Origin of the sequence: Falsiroseomonas sp. HW251 (assembly GCF_050563545.1) — a bacterium.
Lineage (GTDB): Bacteria > Pseudomonadota > Alphaproteobacteria > Acetobacterales > Acetobacteraceae > Falsiroseomonas.
Window position 1 is genome coordinate 212,735 of the sequence record NZ_JBNXUM010000004.1, and the last position, 16,562, is coordinate 229,296.

Genomic DNA, 16,562 nt, shown 5'->3' on the forward strand with positions numbered 1-16,562 from the left:
CCTTGTACTCCTCACCTGCGGAAATTCAGCTTCTTCACGAAGGGCGCGCGGCCTGTCCCCGTGGCGGAGACCGCGACCGAGGCCAGGATGATCGCGCCCAGCACGATGTCCTGCCAGTAGTATTCCGCACCGAGCAGCACCAGTCCGTTGCCCAGCACCTTGAGCGTGAAGGCCGCGAAGAGCGTGCCCGGGATGTTGGGCCGCCCCGGCTCGAACATGCTCATCCCGAGCAGCACGGCCGCGATCGCATAGAGGAAATGGTCGTTCGCCATCCCCGGCGCGGCGGATGACAGCGATGCCGCCAGCAGCACCGCCGTCAGCCCCGCACAGGCGCCGGCCAGCGTCAGCGCGATGCGCTTCATCCGCAGAGTCGGGATGCCGGCGAGCCGCGCCGCCTCGTCCGCCTCGCCCGTCGCGACGAGGTGCGCGCCGAGCCTGGTCCACTTCACCAGCAGCCAGGCCGCGAAGGCCGTGCCGGCCAGCCACAGCACCAGGTTCGGCAGGCCGAAGGTCGTTCCGCGCGCAATGCCCGTGAAGGACACCGGCCAGCGCCCGACGAAGGCGACGCCCTGCGTCATCATGAAGCCGAGCCCCTTGGCGATCGCGGCGACGCCGAGCGTCGCGATCAGCGAGGGCACCTTCAGCACCGTCACTGCGATCCCGTTCGCGGCGCCGGCGACGATGCCGGTGCCGAGCCCCGCGCAGACCGCGATCCAGGGCGCCGTGCCGCCATGCACCAGCGCACCGGTCACCACGGCCGCCAGGGACGCCACCTCGGCCACCGACAGGTCGATCTCGGCGGTCACCAGCGCGAGCGTGAAGCCGATCGCGAGGATGCCGAGGAACGCCGTCTCCTTCAGGATCAGCGCGATGTTCTCGGCGGTCAGGAAGACCGGCGCCGTCAGCGCGAAGCCCGCGAAGAGCGCGAGTCCCGCCAATGCCGTTCCGTAGCGCGCGACGATCCCCCGCATGGCCGCATCCTCGCCGCCCCGCGCGCGCGCTTCAACCCAGGGCAGCAAGCGCGCGGGAGATCGGCGCGACGGCCGCCTCGGCCCGGGCGAAGATGGCGTGCAGCTCGCGATAGGCGGCGTGGCGCGCGGGATCGGGCGCGAAGCGGCGCGTGGGGCGGGCGAGCCCGAACTGGATTTCGGCCAGCGGCCTTCGGTCCAGCGCGGCGATGGCGGTAATCGCGCAGCCCAGCAGGCCCGGTTCCGGCGCGTCCGTCAGCACGACGTCGCGGCCGAGCACATCGGCGCGTAGCTGCGCCCAATCCGGCGTCGCGCCGCCGCCCCCGAGGCGGAGTTCGGTCGCAACGCGACCCGCCGCTGCTTCCGCGCGCCACAGCACCGTCGCGTTGTTCAAGGCGACCCCCTGCATGACGGCGCGAACCAGGTTGGCAAATGTGTGGTCGCGCCGAAGCCCCAGGAACGCGCCACGCAGCGAAGGATCCCAATGCGGCACGCGCTCGCCGGCGAGGGTGGGGAGGAAGAGCAGCGGGAGAGGGTCACCTGCACCACCCTCCTCCGCTGAGACGTTCCCTCCCCCGCAAGCGGGGGAGGGAGAGGGTGGGGGTGCCTCACTTGCGACCACTCCCTGCACCCACGCCACCGCATCCGCGCCATGCATGCTCGGGCCGCCCAGCTGCCACAGCCCGTCCCAGTCCACCGTCAGCAGCCCCTCGGCGCGCGCCGGCGCGTCGTGCAGCAGACCCAGCACCTCCGTCGTGCCCGAGATGCAGTACGCCATACCCGACCGCATCGCGCCGAGCCCGGTCGTCGCGGCCCAGGTGTCGTTCGCCATCGCCAGCACGGGCCGGCCCGCCAGCGCCGCCAGCGCCCCCGGCAGCCCCTCGCGCACCAGGCCCATCACCGCGCCCGGCCGCCGCAGCGGCGGCAGCAGGTCCGGCAGCCCGAGCGGCGCGAAGAGATCCTGCGACGCCGCGAGCCGCGCGGACGACACGACATCGGATACGGCGACGCCGGTCAGCCGCCGGTTGATCTCGTCCTTCGGCTCCAGCGCGACCGCGGCACGAGCAACGACGAGGGGTTCCGCGCGCGCCAGCCAGCACAGCCGCGCCAGCGGGTGGAAGGCGTTGACCTGCGCCGCCTCGGCATGCGCGGGCAGCATCGCGCGGACCTCTTCCACGACGCTCTCGGCCCGCGCATCCGTCCACAGCATCGCCGGCCGCAGCACCGCGCCGGCGTCGTCCAGCAGGACCAGGCTGCGCGTGAAGGCCGTGACGGCGACCGCTTCGGCGCGCGCGACATCGGCAGCCGGCAGCGCCTCCACCCCCGCGACGAAGCCGCGCCACCAATCCTCGGGATCGGCCTCGGCGCCTAGCACATGCGGCACCGCATGCATCGCGGCGATCGCACCGTCGCGCCCGAGCAGCGCGACGCGCAGGCTCGACCCGCCGAGATCGGCGGTGAGGATCATCGCAACGCCGCGAGCAGCGCGCGCAGATCGGCCTCCACGCGCGGCGGCCGGGCGAAGCCGACCTGGTGGCGGAGGCGCGAGACGTCGGCGACCATGTGCGGCACCTCGTTCGGCCGGTCCGGCAGCGCGCCGAGCCGGATCAGATCCGGCCGGCCGCTGGCCTGCCCAAGGAAACGCACGACATCGGCGATCGCACGCCCCTCGCCCGATCCGATGTTCGCCGCGCCTGTCACGCCGGACAGCGCGAGTGCGGCGAGCGCCTCCCCGATGAAGCGCGTGGAAGCGAAGTCGCGCACCGGCCGGCCGGAGGCGCAGCGCGCCTCCTCGCCTCGCAGCAGCGCGAGCGCCACCGAGGGGACCAGTCTCCCCGGGTTCTCGCCCTCGCCGAACATGTGGAACAGCCGCGCCCAGGCCGTTGCGACCGGCATCGCCGCCAGCCGCGCGGCCAGCGCCGCCTTCGCGCGGCCATAGGGCGTCGCCGGCGCGATGGCGCGCGTTTCCTTCCACGGCGCGTCGTCGTCGGCATCGCGATCCGCGTATTCCGCGCAGGTCCCGACACCGACGAAGCGCCGCCCGCCCTGTTCGGCGAAAGCACGCGCGAAGGCCGTGGACGCTTCCAGCCAGGTGTCGTTCTCCGGCGCCGTCCAGAACGTCCCATGCGCGACATACCAGGCGCAGTGGAGAACGATCGCCGGCTTCACCTCGCGCAGCAGCGCGCGCGCCGCGCCCTCGTCCAGCAAATCGGCATCCCTGGACGACACCGCGTGCAGCTCGACCCCCGCCGCGCGCAGCGGCGCGACGACCGCGCGCCCGACGAAGCCCGTGGCGCCGGTCAGCAGCACGCGTTCAGGCATGATCGGGCCCGAAGGGAGGCCACGTCGCATCGCGGTCCGAGATCACTGCGGGCTCCGCCGGCCAGGCGATGCCGAAGGCCGGGTCGTTCCAGCGCAGCCCGCGCCCGAAGCCCGGGGCGAAGGGCACGTCCATCATGTATTCCAGCACCGCGTCGTCGGTGAGCGTGAGGAAGCCATGCGCGACGCCCGCCGGGATCAGGATGGCGTTGCCGGCTTCCGCCGAGAGCTCCACCGCGACATGCCGGCCGAAGGTCGCGGAACCCGCGCGGATGTCGAGCGCCACGTCATGCACCGCCCCGCGCACGCAGCGGATCAGCTTGACCTCCTCATGCGGCGCGGCCTGCCAGTGCATGCCGCGCAGCGTATGGCGCCCGAGGTTCTCGGAGAAGCTGGCCTGCACCGGGTGAAAGTCGATTCCGTTGCGGGCGAACTCCTCGACGCAGAAGCTGCGGAAGAAGGCGCCGCGGCTGTCGCGTGCGCGCTCGGCCAGGATCTCCAGCACGCCGGCGATCGGCGTGGGCCGGAAGATCACGCGATCTCCTTCATCGCGGGCACCGCGATCAGGATGCGTCCCCGGAAGCCGCCGGCGCGCAGCTGCGCCGCGACCTCGTCGGCAATGTTCCAGGGCAGGATCAGCACGTCGTCGAGCGGCATGGCCAGCAAGGCGTCGGGCGTCACCACGGGAATGTGGCTGCCCGGCAGCAGCCGACCCTGCTTGGCGGGGCTGCGGTCCGCCACTGCGACGATATCCGCCGCCGTTACGCCGGCCGCGTTGAGGAAGGTGTTGCCCTTCGCCGCCGCGCCATAGGCGCCGATCCGCCGCCCCGCCTTGCGCGCCGCGCCCAGCCAGTCGCGGAAGCCCGACAGCGTGTCGCGCACCCGCGCGTCGAAGCCTTCGTAGAAGGCATCGCCCGCAAGCCCGCGCGCGGCCTCCTCGGCGCGCAACTCGGCCAGCGCCGGGCTGGCGCCGCGGTCGGCGGCGCTGGACAGCACGCGGACTGACCCGCCGTGGGTCGGCAGCCGCTCCACGTCGAAAACCCTGAGCCCGTGCCGGGCGAGGACCACCTCCATCGCCAGCAGCGACCAGTAGGCGTAGTGCTCGTGGTAGATCGTGTCGAACTGCACGCCATCGACCATGCGCACCAGGTGCGGCTGCTCGATGGAAACGACGCCGCGCGGCCCGGCCAGCGCGGCCAGCCCCGCCGTGAAGTCGTTGATCCCCGGCACATGCGCGAAGACGTTGTTCGCGGCGACGAGGTCGGCGTGGCCGCGGCGCGCCACCAGGTTCTTCGCCGTCGCCTCGCCCAGGAAGAAGGTCTCGGTCGGCACGCCGTTGCGCCGCGCGACCTCCGCGACATTCGCGGCGGGCTCGACACCGAGGCAGGGGATGCCGGCGGCGACGAAGTTTCGCAGGAGATAGCCGTCATTCGATGCGACCTCGACGACGAAGGAGGACGGACCGAGGCCGAGGCGCCCGATCATCTCGCGCGAGAATCGCGCCGCGTGATCCAGCCAGGATGCGGAGGCCGAGGAAAAATAGGCGTAGTCCGAGAAGATCCCCTCGGCATCCACCACGGTGTCGAGCTGCACCAGGCGGCATTCCTTGCAGACGACGCAACGCAGCGGGAAGCGCGGCTCCGGCGCCTCGGCGCGGTCGGGCGGCACATAGGAATTGGCGACGGGCTGCACGCCGAGGTCGCAGAACACCGCGCCGAAGGCGCCGCCGCAGACGCGGCACGCCATGACGGGTTTCGCCGAGCTACTCATGCCGCGGTCTCCGGCGCCAGCGCGGCCGCAATCTCGGCATCCGTCGCGCGCGCCATGTCCTCACCGCGGCGCCAGGCGGCGTACCAGTCGGCCGTCGCGGCGATGGCGCCCGGCGTGTCCAGCAGCGGCGCCCAGCCAAGCTCGCGCTCCGCCAGCGAGGAATCCAGCGCGAGCCTTCGGGCCTCGTCCATCACCTCGCCCTGCGCCTGTTCCCAGGCGACATCACCCCAGAGCCGCAGCAGTTCCCGCACCCGGATCTCCCCGTCGCGCGGGCCGAAGTTCAGCGCGGGGATGGCGCGGCCGGCGGCCAGCGCCTCGGCCAGCAGCAGGTAGCCCCGCAGGACGTCCAGCACATGCTGGAAGGGCCGCGTCGCATCGGGGCGCCGCACCACCAGCCCCTGGTTCGTCATCTGCGCGCGCACCAGGTCCGGGATGATCCGCGCTTCCGAAAAGTCGCCGCCACCGATCACGTTGCCCGCGCGCGCGGTCGCGGTCGGCGGCATCTCCCGCGCAAAGCTCGCGCGCCAGGACGCGACCGCGATCTCGGCCGCCGCCTTGGACGCGGAATAGGGATCCTCGCCGCCCAGCGCGTCGCCTTCCACGAAGGGACGGCCCGTGCCCTCGTTGCGGTAGACCTTGTCCGAGGTGACCATCACGGCCGCGATCGCGCCCTTCCCGCGCAGCGCCTGCATCACGTTGATCGTGCCGTCCACATTGGACGCGAAGGTCCCGGCGGGATCGCGGTAGCTCGCGCCGACCAGCGCCTGTGCCGCGAGGTGCAGCACCACCTCCGGCCGCGCCCCGTCCACCACCCGTTGCACCGACCTCGCATCCCTGATGTCCGCGCGATGGTCCGCGGCCAGCACCTCCCGCACGCGCATCGCCTCGAAGCCCGACGGCCCCGGCGGCGGGTCGAGCGCGATGCCTGTCACCTCCGCGCCCATCGCGGCGAGCATCCGCGCCAGCCAGCTTCCCTTGAAGCCGGTGTGCCCGGTGACGAGAACCCGACGCCCGCGCCAGAAGCCCGGATCGGGCTGCCTCACCACACTCTCCAGGGCGCGCGGCCCTCGGCCCACATCCGCTCCAGCTGCTCGCGGTCGCGCAGCGTGTCCATGGGCTGCCAGAAGCCGCGATGGTCGAAGGCCGCGAGCTCACCGTCGCGCGCCAGGCCGATCAGCGGCTCCTGCTCCCACACCGTTTCGTCGCCCTCGATGCGCTCGATCACGCGGGGGGAGAGGACGAAGAAGCCGCCGTTGATGGTGCCGCCGTCGCCCGGCGGCTTCTCCATGAAGGCGTCCACGCGGCTGCCCTCGCGCTGCAGGGCGCCGAAGCGGCCGGGCGGCGTCACCGCGGTGACGGTGGCCTGGCGGCCGTGGGACCGGTGGAAGGCGATCAGCGCAGCGATATCAACGTCGCCGACGCCGTCGCCATAGGTCATGCAGAACGCGTCCTCGTCGCGCAGATGCTCCGCGACGCGCTTCAGCCGCCCGCCCGTCATGCTGTCCTCGCCGGTGTCCACCAGCGTGATGCGCCAGGGCTCGGCGGCGGGGCGAAGCACCTCCACCGCGCCGGTGCCGAGCTCGATGCGCAAATCCGACGAATGCAGCCGGTAGTTCAGGAAGTATTCCTTGATCTGCCAGCCCTTGTAGCCCAGGCAGACCACGAAGTCGTTCACGCCGTGCGCCGCGTAGATCTTCATGATGTGCCAGAGGATCGGCCGTCCGCCGATCTCCACCATCGGCTTGGGGCGGAGCGACGTCTCCTCCGCCAGCCGCGTGCCGCGCCCGCCCGCCAGGATGACCGCCTTCATTGCCGGCACACCCGTGCCGCGGTGGCGTAGAAGCTGTTCACGAATTCCCGCGTGTTGCCCAGCGGGTTTGTCGCGATCATATGCCGCAGGTTCTTCCGGAGGTGCCGGCGGCGTTCCCTGTCCGCGGCCAGCCCGACCGCGATCTGCACGAACTCCTCCGTCGTGAAGGCGCAGAGATCGCCGAGTCCCGCATTCGACAGGTTCGAATAGGACAGCCGCTCGGGGAAGCCCATGCCGACCTTGGTCACCGTCGGCACGCCCATCCACAGCGTCTCGCAGGTCGTGGTGCCGCCGACATGCGGGAAGCTGTCGAGCGCGATGTCCATCTGATTGTAGAAGGGCATGTGCTTGCCGCGCACGCCGACGAACTCGATCCGGTCGGGATCCACGTCGCGCCGCGCGAACACCGCCCTGGCATTGGTCACGAAGCTCTCGCCCGATGCCTCCGGCCTCACGAAGAGGAAGCGGCTGCCTGGCACGGCGCGCAGCACCGCGGCCCAGGCATCCAGGCACTTGTCCGTGTACTTGTAGGGGTTGTTCATCGTGCCGAAGGTCACGAAGCCGCGGCGGTCCTCGGGCGTGCCGTCCTCGATCACGAGCTGCGGGCTGAAGCCGAGCCGCCCCAGCGTCACCCAGGTGTCCGGCATCTCGAACTGCTTCTCGATCAGCAGCCGCGGATCCTCGGGGCGGATGTACTTGTCGGTCAGGATGTAGTCGATGCGCTCGAGCCCCGCGGAATGCGGATAGCCGAGCCAGCTCGCGCCGAGCCGCGCGGGCCGGTACGCCATGACGTCGAGCTTGTTCATCGCGGTGGAGCCGCCGAGCTCGAAAAGGATGTCGAGCTCGTCCTGCGCGATCTCCTCGGCGACCTGCTGCGACGGCTTGCGCGGCCACCAGCGGAAGGCGTCCACCTTGGACTCAATGTGCTGCTGCACCTGGTCGCGCTCGCCTTCGTAGAAGGAATAGCAGAAGACCTGCAGCCGGTCGTGGTCGTAGCTCTCCAGCAGCGGCAGCGCGAAATAGGTGACGGGGTGGTTGCGCAGGTCGGACGACATGAAGCCGACCTTCAGCTTGCGCTCGCTGTGCACCGCCGGGCGATTCGGCAGCGACACAGGCTTGATGCCGGCCTGCTCGCGCCGTCCCCATTGCCGGTGCCATTCGACGATCTGCAGCCGGTCCTCCAGGCTGTCCACCTGGCCGAGCTCGTAATGCAGCGCGGAGACGCGGTTCTCCGCGATCCACATCGGGCCGAGCTCGGCCAGCGTGCCGGTCCGCGCCAGCAGGTCCACGTCCATCACGCGCTGGAAGACCGTGCGCAGCGACCGCGCATAGCGCTTCACGCGGTCAGGAAGCGTGTCGATCATCCGCTTCGCCAGCACATAGGCGCGCTCGAGATGCGCGACCTCGTTGTCGTAGCGGCTGCGCGACAGGCTCTCGATCAGCGCGTCCAGCACGTCGGGATTGTTCGGCTCGGCGGCCAGCGCGCGTTCCAGCGCCTCGTTGGCGCGGCGGCGGTCGCCGTCGCCATGGATGCGGGCGAGCAGCATGTTGGCGTTGCGGTCGCCGGGATGCCGCGCGACCACCTTGTCCAGCAGCTCGATCGCCGCCTCCGCCTTGCCGCGGCGGAGGAGGATGCGCCCATCCATCACGTCGGGCAGCGGGTCCTCGGGCAGCGCCGCGCGGACGCGGGCCGATACCGCCATCGCCCGATCGTAGTCGCTGCGATCCACCATGATCGCGTTCAGGATGACCGCAACGTCCTTGTTGCGGGCATCGAGCGACTGCGCCTTCTCGAAGCTCGCGATCGCCGTCTCCTCCTCGCCCAGCGCCTTCTGCATGCGCCCGAGCAGCCGCCACAGCTCCGCGTTGCGGGGGTCGAGCCTGGTGCCGGTGCCGAACGCCTCGGCCGCGCCGGCATAATCGCCCTTCAGCTCCAGCACGTTGCCGAGGTTCTGGCAGGGCGAGGCGTTGCGCGGTTCCAGCCGCCGCGCCAGCTGCAGCGGCGCCACCGCCTCGTCGAGCCGCCCCGCGCGCTTCAGCATGACGCCGAGCGTGTTGGCGAGCGCGAAATCCTTGGGCTTCCGCGCCTGCACCGGGGCGAGCACCTCCACCGCCTGGGCATGGCGGCCGGTGGCGGACAGCGCGATCGCCCAGGGGATCGCGATCGCAGCCGCGGACACACCATGCTCGGCCGCCTTGGCGAAGGCCTCCGCGGCCTCGGCGGGGCGGCGGCCCTGGGACAGGATGGTCGCGAGCTGCTGCCAGGCCATGCCGTTCGCGGGCTGGGCGGCGAGGCGCTCGCGCAGCGCGGCTTCGAGCCGCTCGAGATCCTCGGCGGTGGCGGGGCGCGGGGCCGCGGCGGCCCGGGCGGCAGGTAGCGGCGGCATGGTGCTCCGGCGGTCTGCACCGGCCACGCAGGAGGCGATGCTGCGCGGCACGGCGTAACGGTTGCCCGATGGGCCTATCACGCTCTCGCGCGCAGCGACAAGCGCGCCGGGGCTCTCGCGAAACGGTTGAAACGAAACGCTGCCGGGCTAGACAGGCGGGATGGCCGACGCCGATCCCCTGCCGCCGCCCCCGGACCCGCAGCTCTGCCGGCGCGTGCCGGCGGGGCTCGGCCTGGTCGTGGAGATCGGCTGCGGCGACGGCGCGCTCGGCGCCTGGCTGGCGCGGCGGGAGCCGCTCGGGCGACGCATTGCGACGGAGGCCGACCCGGACGCCGCCGCGCGCGCCGCGCCGCATTACGAAAGGGTCCAGGTCTCCCCGCCGGAGGCCGGCGCGCCGGTCCCGCCGGGCAGCGCGGACCTGGTGATCCTGCGCGGCGCCCCCGCCGACCCCGTCGCGGCAATCCGCGCCGCCGCCGCGCTGCTCGCGCCCGAGGGCACGCTTCTGGTCGAGGTCCCGAACGCCGAGCATTGGCGCCTGGCCGAGGCGATGCTCGCCGGCGGCGCCCGCCCGGTCCCGCTGCCGCCCCACGCGATGACGCGGGACGGGCTGCTCGGCGCGATCCGCGAGGCCGGGCTGGAGGCGTTGGACGTGCCGCCCGAGGTGCCGGACCTCGCGGCCGCGCGCGCCTTCGCGGACAAGGTCGCCGGCGCGATCGGCGACACCGAGGCCTGGCTCCGCCGCGCCGCGGCGCCGCGCTGGCTGCTGCGCGCGGCACGGCGCCGGCCGGCACCGCTGGTTCTGCTCGCGCATGTGCTGAAGCCCGTGGGCGGGGTGAACGACGTGCGGATGGACCTGCCGCTCGGCCAGCAGGCGACCCATCCCGGCGTCGCGCTGCGCCTGGCGGAGCGGCCGGAGACGCCGCAGCTGCCACCCGGCACGCCGCGCATCCTGGTGCTGCACCGGCGCCTGCTCGCCACGCCGGATTCGCCGCAATTCATCAACCATTTCCGCCGTGCGGGCTGGGTGATCGTGCAGGAATTCGACGACGATCCCGCGCATTGGCCGGTGATCGGCCAGTCCGACCACTTCGCCTTCCGCGGCGTGCACGGCGTGCAGACCACCACCGCCCGGCTGGAGAGCCTGTTCAGGACCTTCAACGAGGAGATCGCCGTCTTCCCCAACACGGTCGCCGAACTGCCGCTGCCCGTGAACTTTGCCGATCCCTCCCGCCTGACGCTCTTCCTCGGCGCGCTGCGGCGGGAGGAGGACATGGCCCCCTTCATCCCCGCGCTGAACGCGGTGCTGGCCGAGGCCGGCCCTCGCCTGGCGGTGGAGGTGATCTTCGACCGCGGCACCTTCGACGCGCTGGCCACGCCCCACAAGCGCTTCCACCCGCTGCTGCCCTATCTCCGCTACCGCGAGCTCATGGCGCGCTGCGAGATCGCCTTCCTCCCGCTCGCCGACACGCGGTTCAACAGCTTCAAGTCCGACCTGAAATTCGTGGAGGCCGGCGCGCATCGCCTGGCCTGCCTGGCGAGCCCCGTCGTCTATGCCGGCACGATCCGGGACGGCGCGAACGGCCGCATCGTCCGCACCGCCGAGGAGTTCGCCGCCGCGCTTCGCGCCCTGCTCGCCGATCCCGCCGGTGCGCTGGCGATGGGCGAGGCAGCGCGGGGCTGGGTGCGGGAGAACCGGATGATGGCGCATCAGGTGCCGGCGCGGACCGCCTGGTACCGGAGCCTGTGGGAGCGCCGCGCCGAGCTCGACGCCGCGCTGCTCCGGCGCGCGCCGGAATGCGGGGCATAGGCGCGATCGCACCGAAAAGCCCTCTCCCCCACTTCTTATGGCCGAAAAGCCCTCTCCCCCACTTCTTATGGGGGGAGAGGGTTGGGTGAGGGGGACGCGCAGGATATTCACGACGCTCGTGCTCGGGCACGCCCCCTCATCCTGCCCTCTCCCCCCTGCGGGTGGAGAGGATGGAGAGGACCGGCAGGAGGAGACCGCCATGTTCCTGGAAATCGCCGAGATCGAGGTGAAGCCCGGCAGCGAGGCCGAATTCGAGGCCGGCGTCGCCAAGGCCGCCCCTCTCTTCAAACGCGCCAAGGGCTGCCACGCGATGGAGCTGCAGCGCAGCGTCGAGTTCCCCAGCCGTTACCGCCTGGTCGTGACCTGGGAGACGGTCGAGAACCATATGGTGGATTTCCGCAACTCCGCCGATTTCCAGGAATGGCGCAGCCTGGTCGGCCATTGCTTCGCCGGCCCGCCGGAGGTCGAGCACACCCACCAGGTACTGAAGGCGTTCTGAGGTGGCGGCGATCCCCCCGCCCAGCCTGACCACCGCCGGCCAGGTCGCGGTGCGAGAGGCGTGGCTGGCCCTGACGCGGGAGGAGATCCTGCTGCCCGGCCTGCCCATCGTCGATCCGCACCATCACCTCTGGGACCGCGACGGCGAGCGCTACCTCCTGGAGGAGCTGCTGCGCGACGCAGGCAGCGGCCACGACATCCGCGCGACCGTCTTCGTGCAATGCGCGGCGTTCTACCGCAGCGACGGGCCGGAGGCGTTGCGCCCGCTCGGCGAGACGGAGTTCGTCAACGGCATCGGCGCGATGGCCGCCGGCAGCCGCTACGGCGCGACGCGGGCCTGCGCGGGCATCGTGGGCTTCGCGGACCTGACGCTCGGCGATCGCGTCGGGCCGGTGCTCGACGCGCATTACGCTGCCGCCGGCGCGCGCTTCCGCGGCGTGCGCAACCGGACGGCCTGGCACCCCTCGCCGGAGGTGCGGTCGAACCTGATCACGCCGCCGCCGGGTCCGCTCGAGGATCCGCGCTTCGTGGACGGCGCGCGGCAGCTCGCGTCGCGCGGGCTGGTGCTCGACGTCTGGGCCTACCAGACGCAGCTCGGCCATGTCGCGGCGCTCGCGCGCGCGGTGCCGGACCTGACGGTGGTGGTGAACCATTGCGGCGGGCCGCTCGGCGTCGGGCCCTTCGCCGGCAAGCGCGACGAGGGCTATGCGCCGTGGCGCGCGGCGATGCAGGACCTCGCGACGCTGCCGAATGTCGTGGTGAAGCTCGGCGGCCTGGCGATGCAAGTGGCGGGCTTCGACTTCCACCTGCTGTCCTCACCGCCGTCATCGGCGGCGATGGCGGATTGCTGGCGCCCCTATGTCGCGCCGCTGGTCGAGGCCTTCGGCGCCAGGCGCTGCATGTTCGAGAGCAACTACCCCGTGGACAAGGGCATGGCCGGCTACGCCGTGCTGTGGAACGCCTTCAAGCGCCTGGCGGAGGGCGCGTCGGAGGCGGAGCGCGGCGCGCTCTTCGCGGGCACGGCGACGCGCGTCTATCGCCTGGATGAGGCGCCGGGCTGCGCAGGGCTCGCGGCGCTGAAATAGGAAGGGCGCGGCCTTTGCCGCGCCCCCTCGATTGAAACCGGGATCAGTTCGACTTCGGCGGCTCGGCCTGCGGGGCCGCGGCCGGCGGCGGACCGCGGCGGTCGCCGCCGGGACCCCAGCCCGGACCACGGTGATGCGGGCCCATCGCCATGCGGCGGGGCATCACCTCCTCGCGCGACAGCGCGCCGTCATTGTCCAGGTCACGCGCGCGGAACATCGCCTCGGCAAAGGGCCGGATCTCCTCGAGCGTCACCCTGCCGTCGCCGTTGACGTCGAGCGCGCGGAACATCGCGCGGCCGCGCTGCTCGGCCTCGGCGCGGCGCTCCGGCGGCGGCTGGCGGCCCCCCATGCGCGCGGTGACATAGGCCTGCATCTCCTCGAAAGACACGCCGCCGTCGCGGTTGGTGTCGATCTCGGCGAAGCGGGCCGAGACCCAGGCCCAGCCCTCGTCGCGGCTGACGCGGCCGTCGTTGTTGGTGTCCGCGCGGGCGAAAGCCTCACCAAGCGCGAAGCCGGGCGCGGCGGGGCGGCCGGCCGGCGGTGGGCCGGGCGGAGCGGGGGGCGGCGCGGGCTGTGCCAGCGCCGGCAGGGCCAGTCCGCCGGCCAGCAGCGCGCTGCCGGCGAGGAGGGCGAGGCGGGAGGTCTTCATCGGTTGCTCCTTCTGTCGGCGGTGTTGCCCGACGGTCAGAGGATGGGGTCGCGATGCAACGCGCGCATTGCGGCGCGCGTCTCTGCCGGTGAGGAAACGTAACGCGACCTGTCACACAGCACGGCGAAAGCATGACAGGCGTGTCACGAAGATGCTCGAATCCGGCTGCCAGGGGCGAGCTCAGCGCGCCGGCGCGCCGCCTTCGCCCAGGTCCCACCAGATGCCGGCGAAGGCCGCGATGCCCTCGCGCGCCGTGGACTTCAGCAGGTGCTCGTCCGGCCCGTGCTGCTTGCAGCCGGAATAGCTGTGCGGGATCCAGACGAGCGGGACGTTCAGATGGTCCACGAAGACGTCCCCGGGCAGCCCGCCCGAGGAATTGGGGATGACCTGCACGCGCTTGCCCAGCGTCCGCTCCATGCTGGATCGCGTCCAGCCGACCCAGGGATTGCCGGGATCGGTGCGGCTCGCCGGCATGCGGATATAGGCGTTCTCGATCGCGACGAAGTCGAAGCCGTTGGCGTCGAGATGCGCGCGCAGCGCGGGCTCGAAGCGCGTGGTGTCGGCGTCCACGGTGTAGCGGATCTGGCAATGCGCGCGCGCGTCGGGGGCGACCGCGTTCACGGGGTTCTCCGGCCGGCCGGAGACCATCGCGAGAACGATGAAGCTCTGCCAGCCATAGATCTTCTCGGCCGGTGTCAGGCCGGGCTCGCCCCAGCCGGGATCGACGCTCGCGGCCTCCCCACCGCCGCCGATCGGGCAGCCCTTCAGCAGCTCGCGCACTGAATTCGGCATGGGCGGCAGCCAGTCCCGCACCAGGATCTTCCCGTCGCGGTCCATGATGGTCGTAATGGCATGCGCGAGCAGCACCGCGGGATCGCGCGTCAGCCCGCCCCAATGGCCGGAATGCACGCCGCCTGGCCGCAAGCGGATCACCAGGTCGCAATGCCACGTGCCGCGCGTGCCGGTGGTGATGGTCGGCAACTCGGGCTCCACGCGCGGCCCGTCGGAGGCGATCAGCACGTCCGCCGCCAGCTCCTTCGCGTTCGCCGCGACGAAGTCCTTGAGGCCCGTGGAGCCGCGCTCCTCGCAGGTCTCGATGACGAGCTTCACGTTGAATCCGAGCCTGCCGCGCTCCGCGATCACCGCTTCAAGGGCGGCGATGTCGATGGCGTGCTGGCCCTTGTTGTCGGCGGTGCCGCGGCCGTACCAGCGGTCGCCCGCGTCCTTGACCTCCCAGGGCTTGAGACCGTCATGCCACTGGTCGTCGAGGCCTCGCACGGTGTCGCCATGGCCGTAGAGCAGGACGGTCGGCAGCGACGGGTCCTCGACGCGTTCGGCCGTGAGGATCGGGCCGAAGCCGGGCTTCGGGTTGGGGCTGATCCGCGTGACGAAGCCGAGGCTTTCCACCCAGGGCTTCAGCCCTTCCTCGAGGTAGCGCGTCAGTGCCGGCGCGTAGTCCGGGTCCTGCGACGTCGAGGGGATCGCGACGAGCCGCGAGAGCAGCGCGGCATAGCCGCCATCGTCGAAGAAGGAGAGCGCGCGGGAGATCGCGCCGTCGCGGCTGGGCATGAGTCGTGTCCTCGGGACTGGCTCGGCGCAGGCTGCCTCCGCCCGCGCGCGGGGTCCAGACCCGCGGGTCAGGTGGCGAAGCGGACGTGCCTCTCGGCGTCGATCGGCCAGGCGGGGTTCCAGGCGATCTCCCAGGCATGGCCGTCGGGGTCCGCGACATAGCCGCGCATCCCGCCATGCGGCGGCGCGTCGGCAGGGCGCAGGACGGTCCCGCCCGCCGCGACCAGCCTGTCCATCACCGGCGCGACCTCGGCCGCCGTCGCGACGTTGTGCGCCAGCGCGACAGAGCCCGGTGCCGCTGCGGGGCGGCGCATGTCCTCTTCCAGGCGATCGCGCAACCAGGTGCCGAGGACGAAGCCGTTCATCTGGTAGAAGACGATCTCCTCGTTCTCGAAGACCGGCACCCAGCCGAAGCCCTCGGCATAGAAGCGCCGCGATCGCGCGAGGTCCGCGACGCCGAGCGTCACGACCGACATCTGCTGCTGCACGGCGCTATCGCCCGAGCAGGCTGCGCGCGATGATCAGCCGCATGATCTCGTTGGTGCCCTCCAGGATGCGGTGCACGCGCAGGTCGCGCACGATCTTCTCGATCCCGTAGTCCGAGAGGTAGCCGTAACCGCCGAGCAGTTGCAGCGCCTCGTCCGCCACGCGGAAGCCGGTGTCGGTGGCGAAGCGCTTGGCCATGGCGCAGAAGGCGGTGGCGTCCGCCGCCTTGGCATCGAGCTTCGCGCAGGCGCGCCAGAGCAGCGTGCGCGCGGCCTCGAGCTCGGTGGCCATGTCGGCGAGCCGGAACTGCGTCGCCTGGAAGCGCGAGACCTCCTGCCCGAAGGCCTTGCGTTCCTGCACATAGGCCAGCGCGATGGCGAGCGCGCGCTGCGCGCCGCCGAGGCTGCAGGCGCCGATGTTGAGCCGCCCGCCGTCCAGCCCCGCCATGGCGAAGCGGAAGCCCTGGCCTTCCTCGCCCAGCAGCGCATCGGCCGGCACGCGCGCCGCCTCGAAGATCACCTGGCGCGTGGGCTGGGCGTTCCAGCCCATCTTTCGCTCGTTCGCGCCGAAGGACAGGCCCGGCGTTTCCTTCGGGATCAGCAGCGCCGAGACGCCGTTGGCGCCCGCGCCGCCCGTGCGGACCATCGTGAGATAGAGGTCCGACGCGCCCGCGCCGCTGATGAACTGCTTCACGCCGTTCAGCACATAGCCCTGGTTGTCGCGCGTCGCGCGCGTGGACAGTGCGGCTGCGTCGCTGCCGGCGCCGGGTTCCGTCAGGCAGTAGGACGCGACCTTGTCCATGCCGATCAGCTGCGGCAGCCAGGTCGCGCGCTGCGCGTCGCTGCCGAAGCGGTCGATCATCCAGGCCACCATGTTGTGGATGGACAGGAAGGCCGAGACCGTCGGGCAGCCCGTCGCCAGCGCCTCGAACACCACCGCGGCGTCGAGCCGCGTCAGCCCCGCGCCGCCGGATTCCTCGCGGACATAGAGCGCGGCCATGCCGAGCCCGGCGGCTTCCCGCATGACTTCGACGGGGAAGTGCTTCTCCTCGTCCCAGCGCTGCGCATTCGGCGCCAGGCGGTCGCGCGCGAAGGCGAGCGCGGTCTCGCGGAGTTCCTTCGTGGCCTCGGGCAGGTCGAAGACGGCGTCGTCGAGGGGCATGGGCGGGTCCTGCCTCTTCCCCCTCCCCCGCTTGCGAGGGAGGGCCGGGGTGG

Annotated in this window: 15 protein-coding genes; 3 read left to right on the forward strand and 12 right to left on the reverse strand. The window is 72.0% G+C overall.

Annotated elements, in window-relative coordinates; all coding sequences use genetic code 11:
- Window positions 1-11: 11 nt before the first annotated feature.
- From ACLF3M_RS06480 to ACLF3M_RS06515, 8 genes are read right to left on the reverse strand one after another with little or no spacing between them, the layout of a single operon-like run.
- The gene (locus ACLF3M_RS06480) at window positions 12-971 is read right to left on the reverse strand and encodes an ABC transporter permease (protein ID WP_430656048.1); all 960 of its coding nucleotides are present in this window, start codon (window positions 969-971) and stop codon (window positions 12-14) included.
- Window positions 972-1,002: 31 nt separating this feature from the next.
- Complete coding sequence (locus ACLF3M_RS06485) at window positions 1,003-2,436, reverse strand: xylulokinase (protein WP_430656049.1); 1,434 nt, start codon at window positions 2,434-2,436, stop codon at window positions 1,003-1,005.
- On the reverse strand, window positions 2,433-3,290 hold the full coding sequence (locus ACLF3M_RS06490) for an NAD-dependent epimerase/dehydratase family protein (RefSeq protein WP_430656050.1): 858 nt from the start codon (window positions 3,288-3,290) through the stop codon (window positions 2,433-2,435). The genes ACLF3M_RS06485 and ACLF3M_RS06490 overlap by 4 nt, the downstream gene beginning before the upstream one ends.
- Window positions 3,283-3,822 carry a dTDP-4-dehydrorhamnose 3,5-epimerase family protein gene (locus ACLF3M_RS06495; protein ID WP_430656051.1) on the reverse strand — a complete coding sequence of 180 codons (540 nt, stop codon included), beginning with the start codon at window positions 3,820-3,822 and terminating at the stop codon, window positions 3,283-3,285. Before ACLF3M_RS06495 ends, ACLF3M_RS06490 begins: the two co-directional genes overlap by 8 nt.
- Window positions 3,819-5,057: a methyltransferase domain-containing protein gene (locus tag ACLF3M_RS06500; protein ID WP_430656052.1), complete on the reverse strand. Its 1,239-nt coding sequence runs from the start codon at window positions 5,055-5,057 to the stop codon at window positions 3,819-3,821. Before ACLF3M_RS06500 ends, ACLF3M_RS06495 begins: the two co-directional genes overlap by 4 nt.
- Window positions 5,054-6,100, reverse strand: a complete 1,047-nt coding sequence (rfbG, locus tag ACLF3M_RS06505; protein ID WP_430656053.1) for a CDP-glucose 4,6-dehydratase — start codon at window positions 6,098-6,100, stop codon at window positions 5,054-5,056. Before rfbG ends, ACLF3M_RS06500 begins: the two co-directional genes overlap by 4 nt.
- A complete protein-coding gene (rfbF, locus tag ACLF3M_RS06510; protein ID WP_430656054.1) occupies window positions 6,097-6,867 on the reverse strand; it encodes a glucose-1-phosphate cytidylyltransferase in 771 nt (256 codons plus the stop codon). Before rfbF ends, rfbG begins: the two co-directional genes overlap by 4 nt.
- Entirely contained in the window at window positions 6,864-9,254 is a 2,391-nt protein-coding gene (locus tag ACLF3M_RS06515) for a TPR domain-containing protein (RefSeq protein WP_430656055.1), read from the reverse strand. The genes rfbF and ACLF3M_RS06515 overlap by 4 nt, the downstream gene beginning before the upstream one ends.
- Window positions 9,255-9,414: 160 nt before the next feature.
- On the opposite strand from ACLF3M_RS06515, the gene ACLF3M_RS06520 reads away from it, so the two are divergent.
- The 3 genes from ACLF3M_RS06520 to ACLF3M_RS06530 all read left to right on the forward strand — a co-directional run bounded on the left by ACLF3M_RS06520 (window position 9,415) and on the right by ACLF3M_RS06530 (window position 12,644).
- Window positions 9,415-11,061: a methyltransferase domain-containing protein gene (locus ACLF3M_RS06520; protein WP_430656056.1), complete on the forward strand. Its 1,647-nt coding sequence runs from the start codon at window positions 9,415-9,417 to the stop codon at window positions 11,059-11,061.
- Window positions 11,062-11,260: 199 nt separating this feature from the next.
- Complete coding sequence (locus ACLF3M_RS06525) at window positions 11,261-11,560, forward strand: antibiotic biosynthesis monooxygenase family protein (RefSeq protein ID WP_430656057.1); 300 nt, start codon at window positions 11,261-11,263, stop codon at window positions 11,558-11,560.
- Window position 11,561: 1 nt separating this feature from the next.
- The gene (locus tag ACLF3M_RS06530) at window positions 11,562-12,644 is read left to right on the forward strand and encodes an amidohydrolase family protein (RefSeq protein WP_430656058.1); all 1,083 of its coding nucleotides are present in this window, start codon (window positions 11,562-11,564) and stop codon (window positions 12,642-12,644) included.
- Window positions 12,645-12,687: 43 nt separating this feature from the next.
- Here the strand turns inward: ACLF3M_RS06530 and ACLF3M_RS06535 are convergent, their stop codons facing one another.
- From ACLF3M_RS06535 to ACLF3M_RS06550, 4 genes are all read right to left on the reverse strand, one after another.
- Window positions 12,688-13,293 carry an EF-hand domain-containing protein gene (locus ACLF3M_RS06535; protein ID WP_430656059.1) on the reverse strand — a complete coding sequence of 202 codons (606 nt, stop codon included), beginning with the start codon at window positions 13,291-13,293 and terminating at the stop codon, window positions 12,688-12,690.
- Between the two features lie 180 nt (window positions 13,294-13,473).
- Window positions 13,474-14,862 carry a M20/M25/M40 family metallo-hydrolase gene (locus tag ACLF3M_RS06540; protein ID WP_430656060.1) on the reverse strand — a complete coding sequence of 463 codons (1,389 nt, stop codon included), beginning with the start codon at window positions 14,860-14,862 and terminating at the stop codon, window positions 13,474-13,476.
- A 68-nt stretch (window positions 14,863-14,930) separates the two neighbouring features.
- Window positions 14,931-15,350, reverse strand: a complete 420-nt coding sequence (locus ACLF3M_RS06545; RefSeq protein ID WP_430656061.1) for a VOC family protein — start codon at window positions 15,348-15,350, stop codon at window positions 14,931-14,933.
- A gap of 4 nt (window positions 15,351-15,354) precedes the next feature.
- Window positions 15,355-16,509, reverse strand: a complete 1,155-nt coding sequence (locus ACLF3M_RS06550) for an acyl-CoA dehydrogenase family protein (protein ID WP_430656062.1) — start codon at window positions 16,507-16,509, stop codon at window positions 15,355-15,357.
- Between the last annotated feature and the right edge of the window lie 53 nt (window positions 16,510-16,562).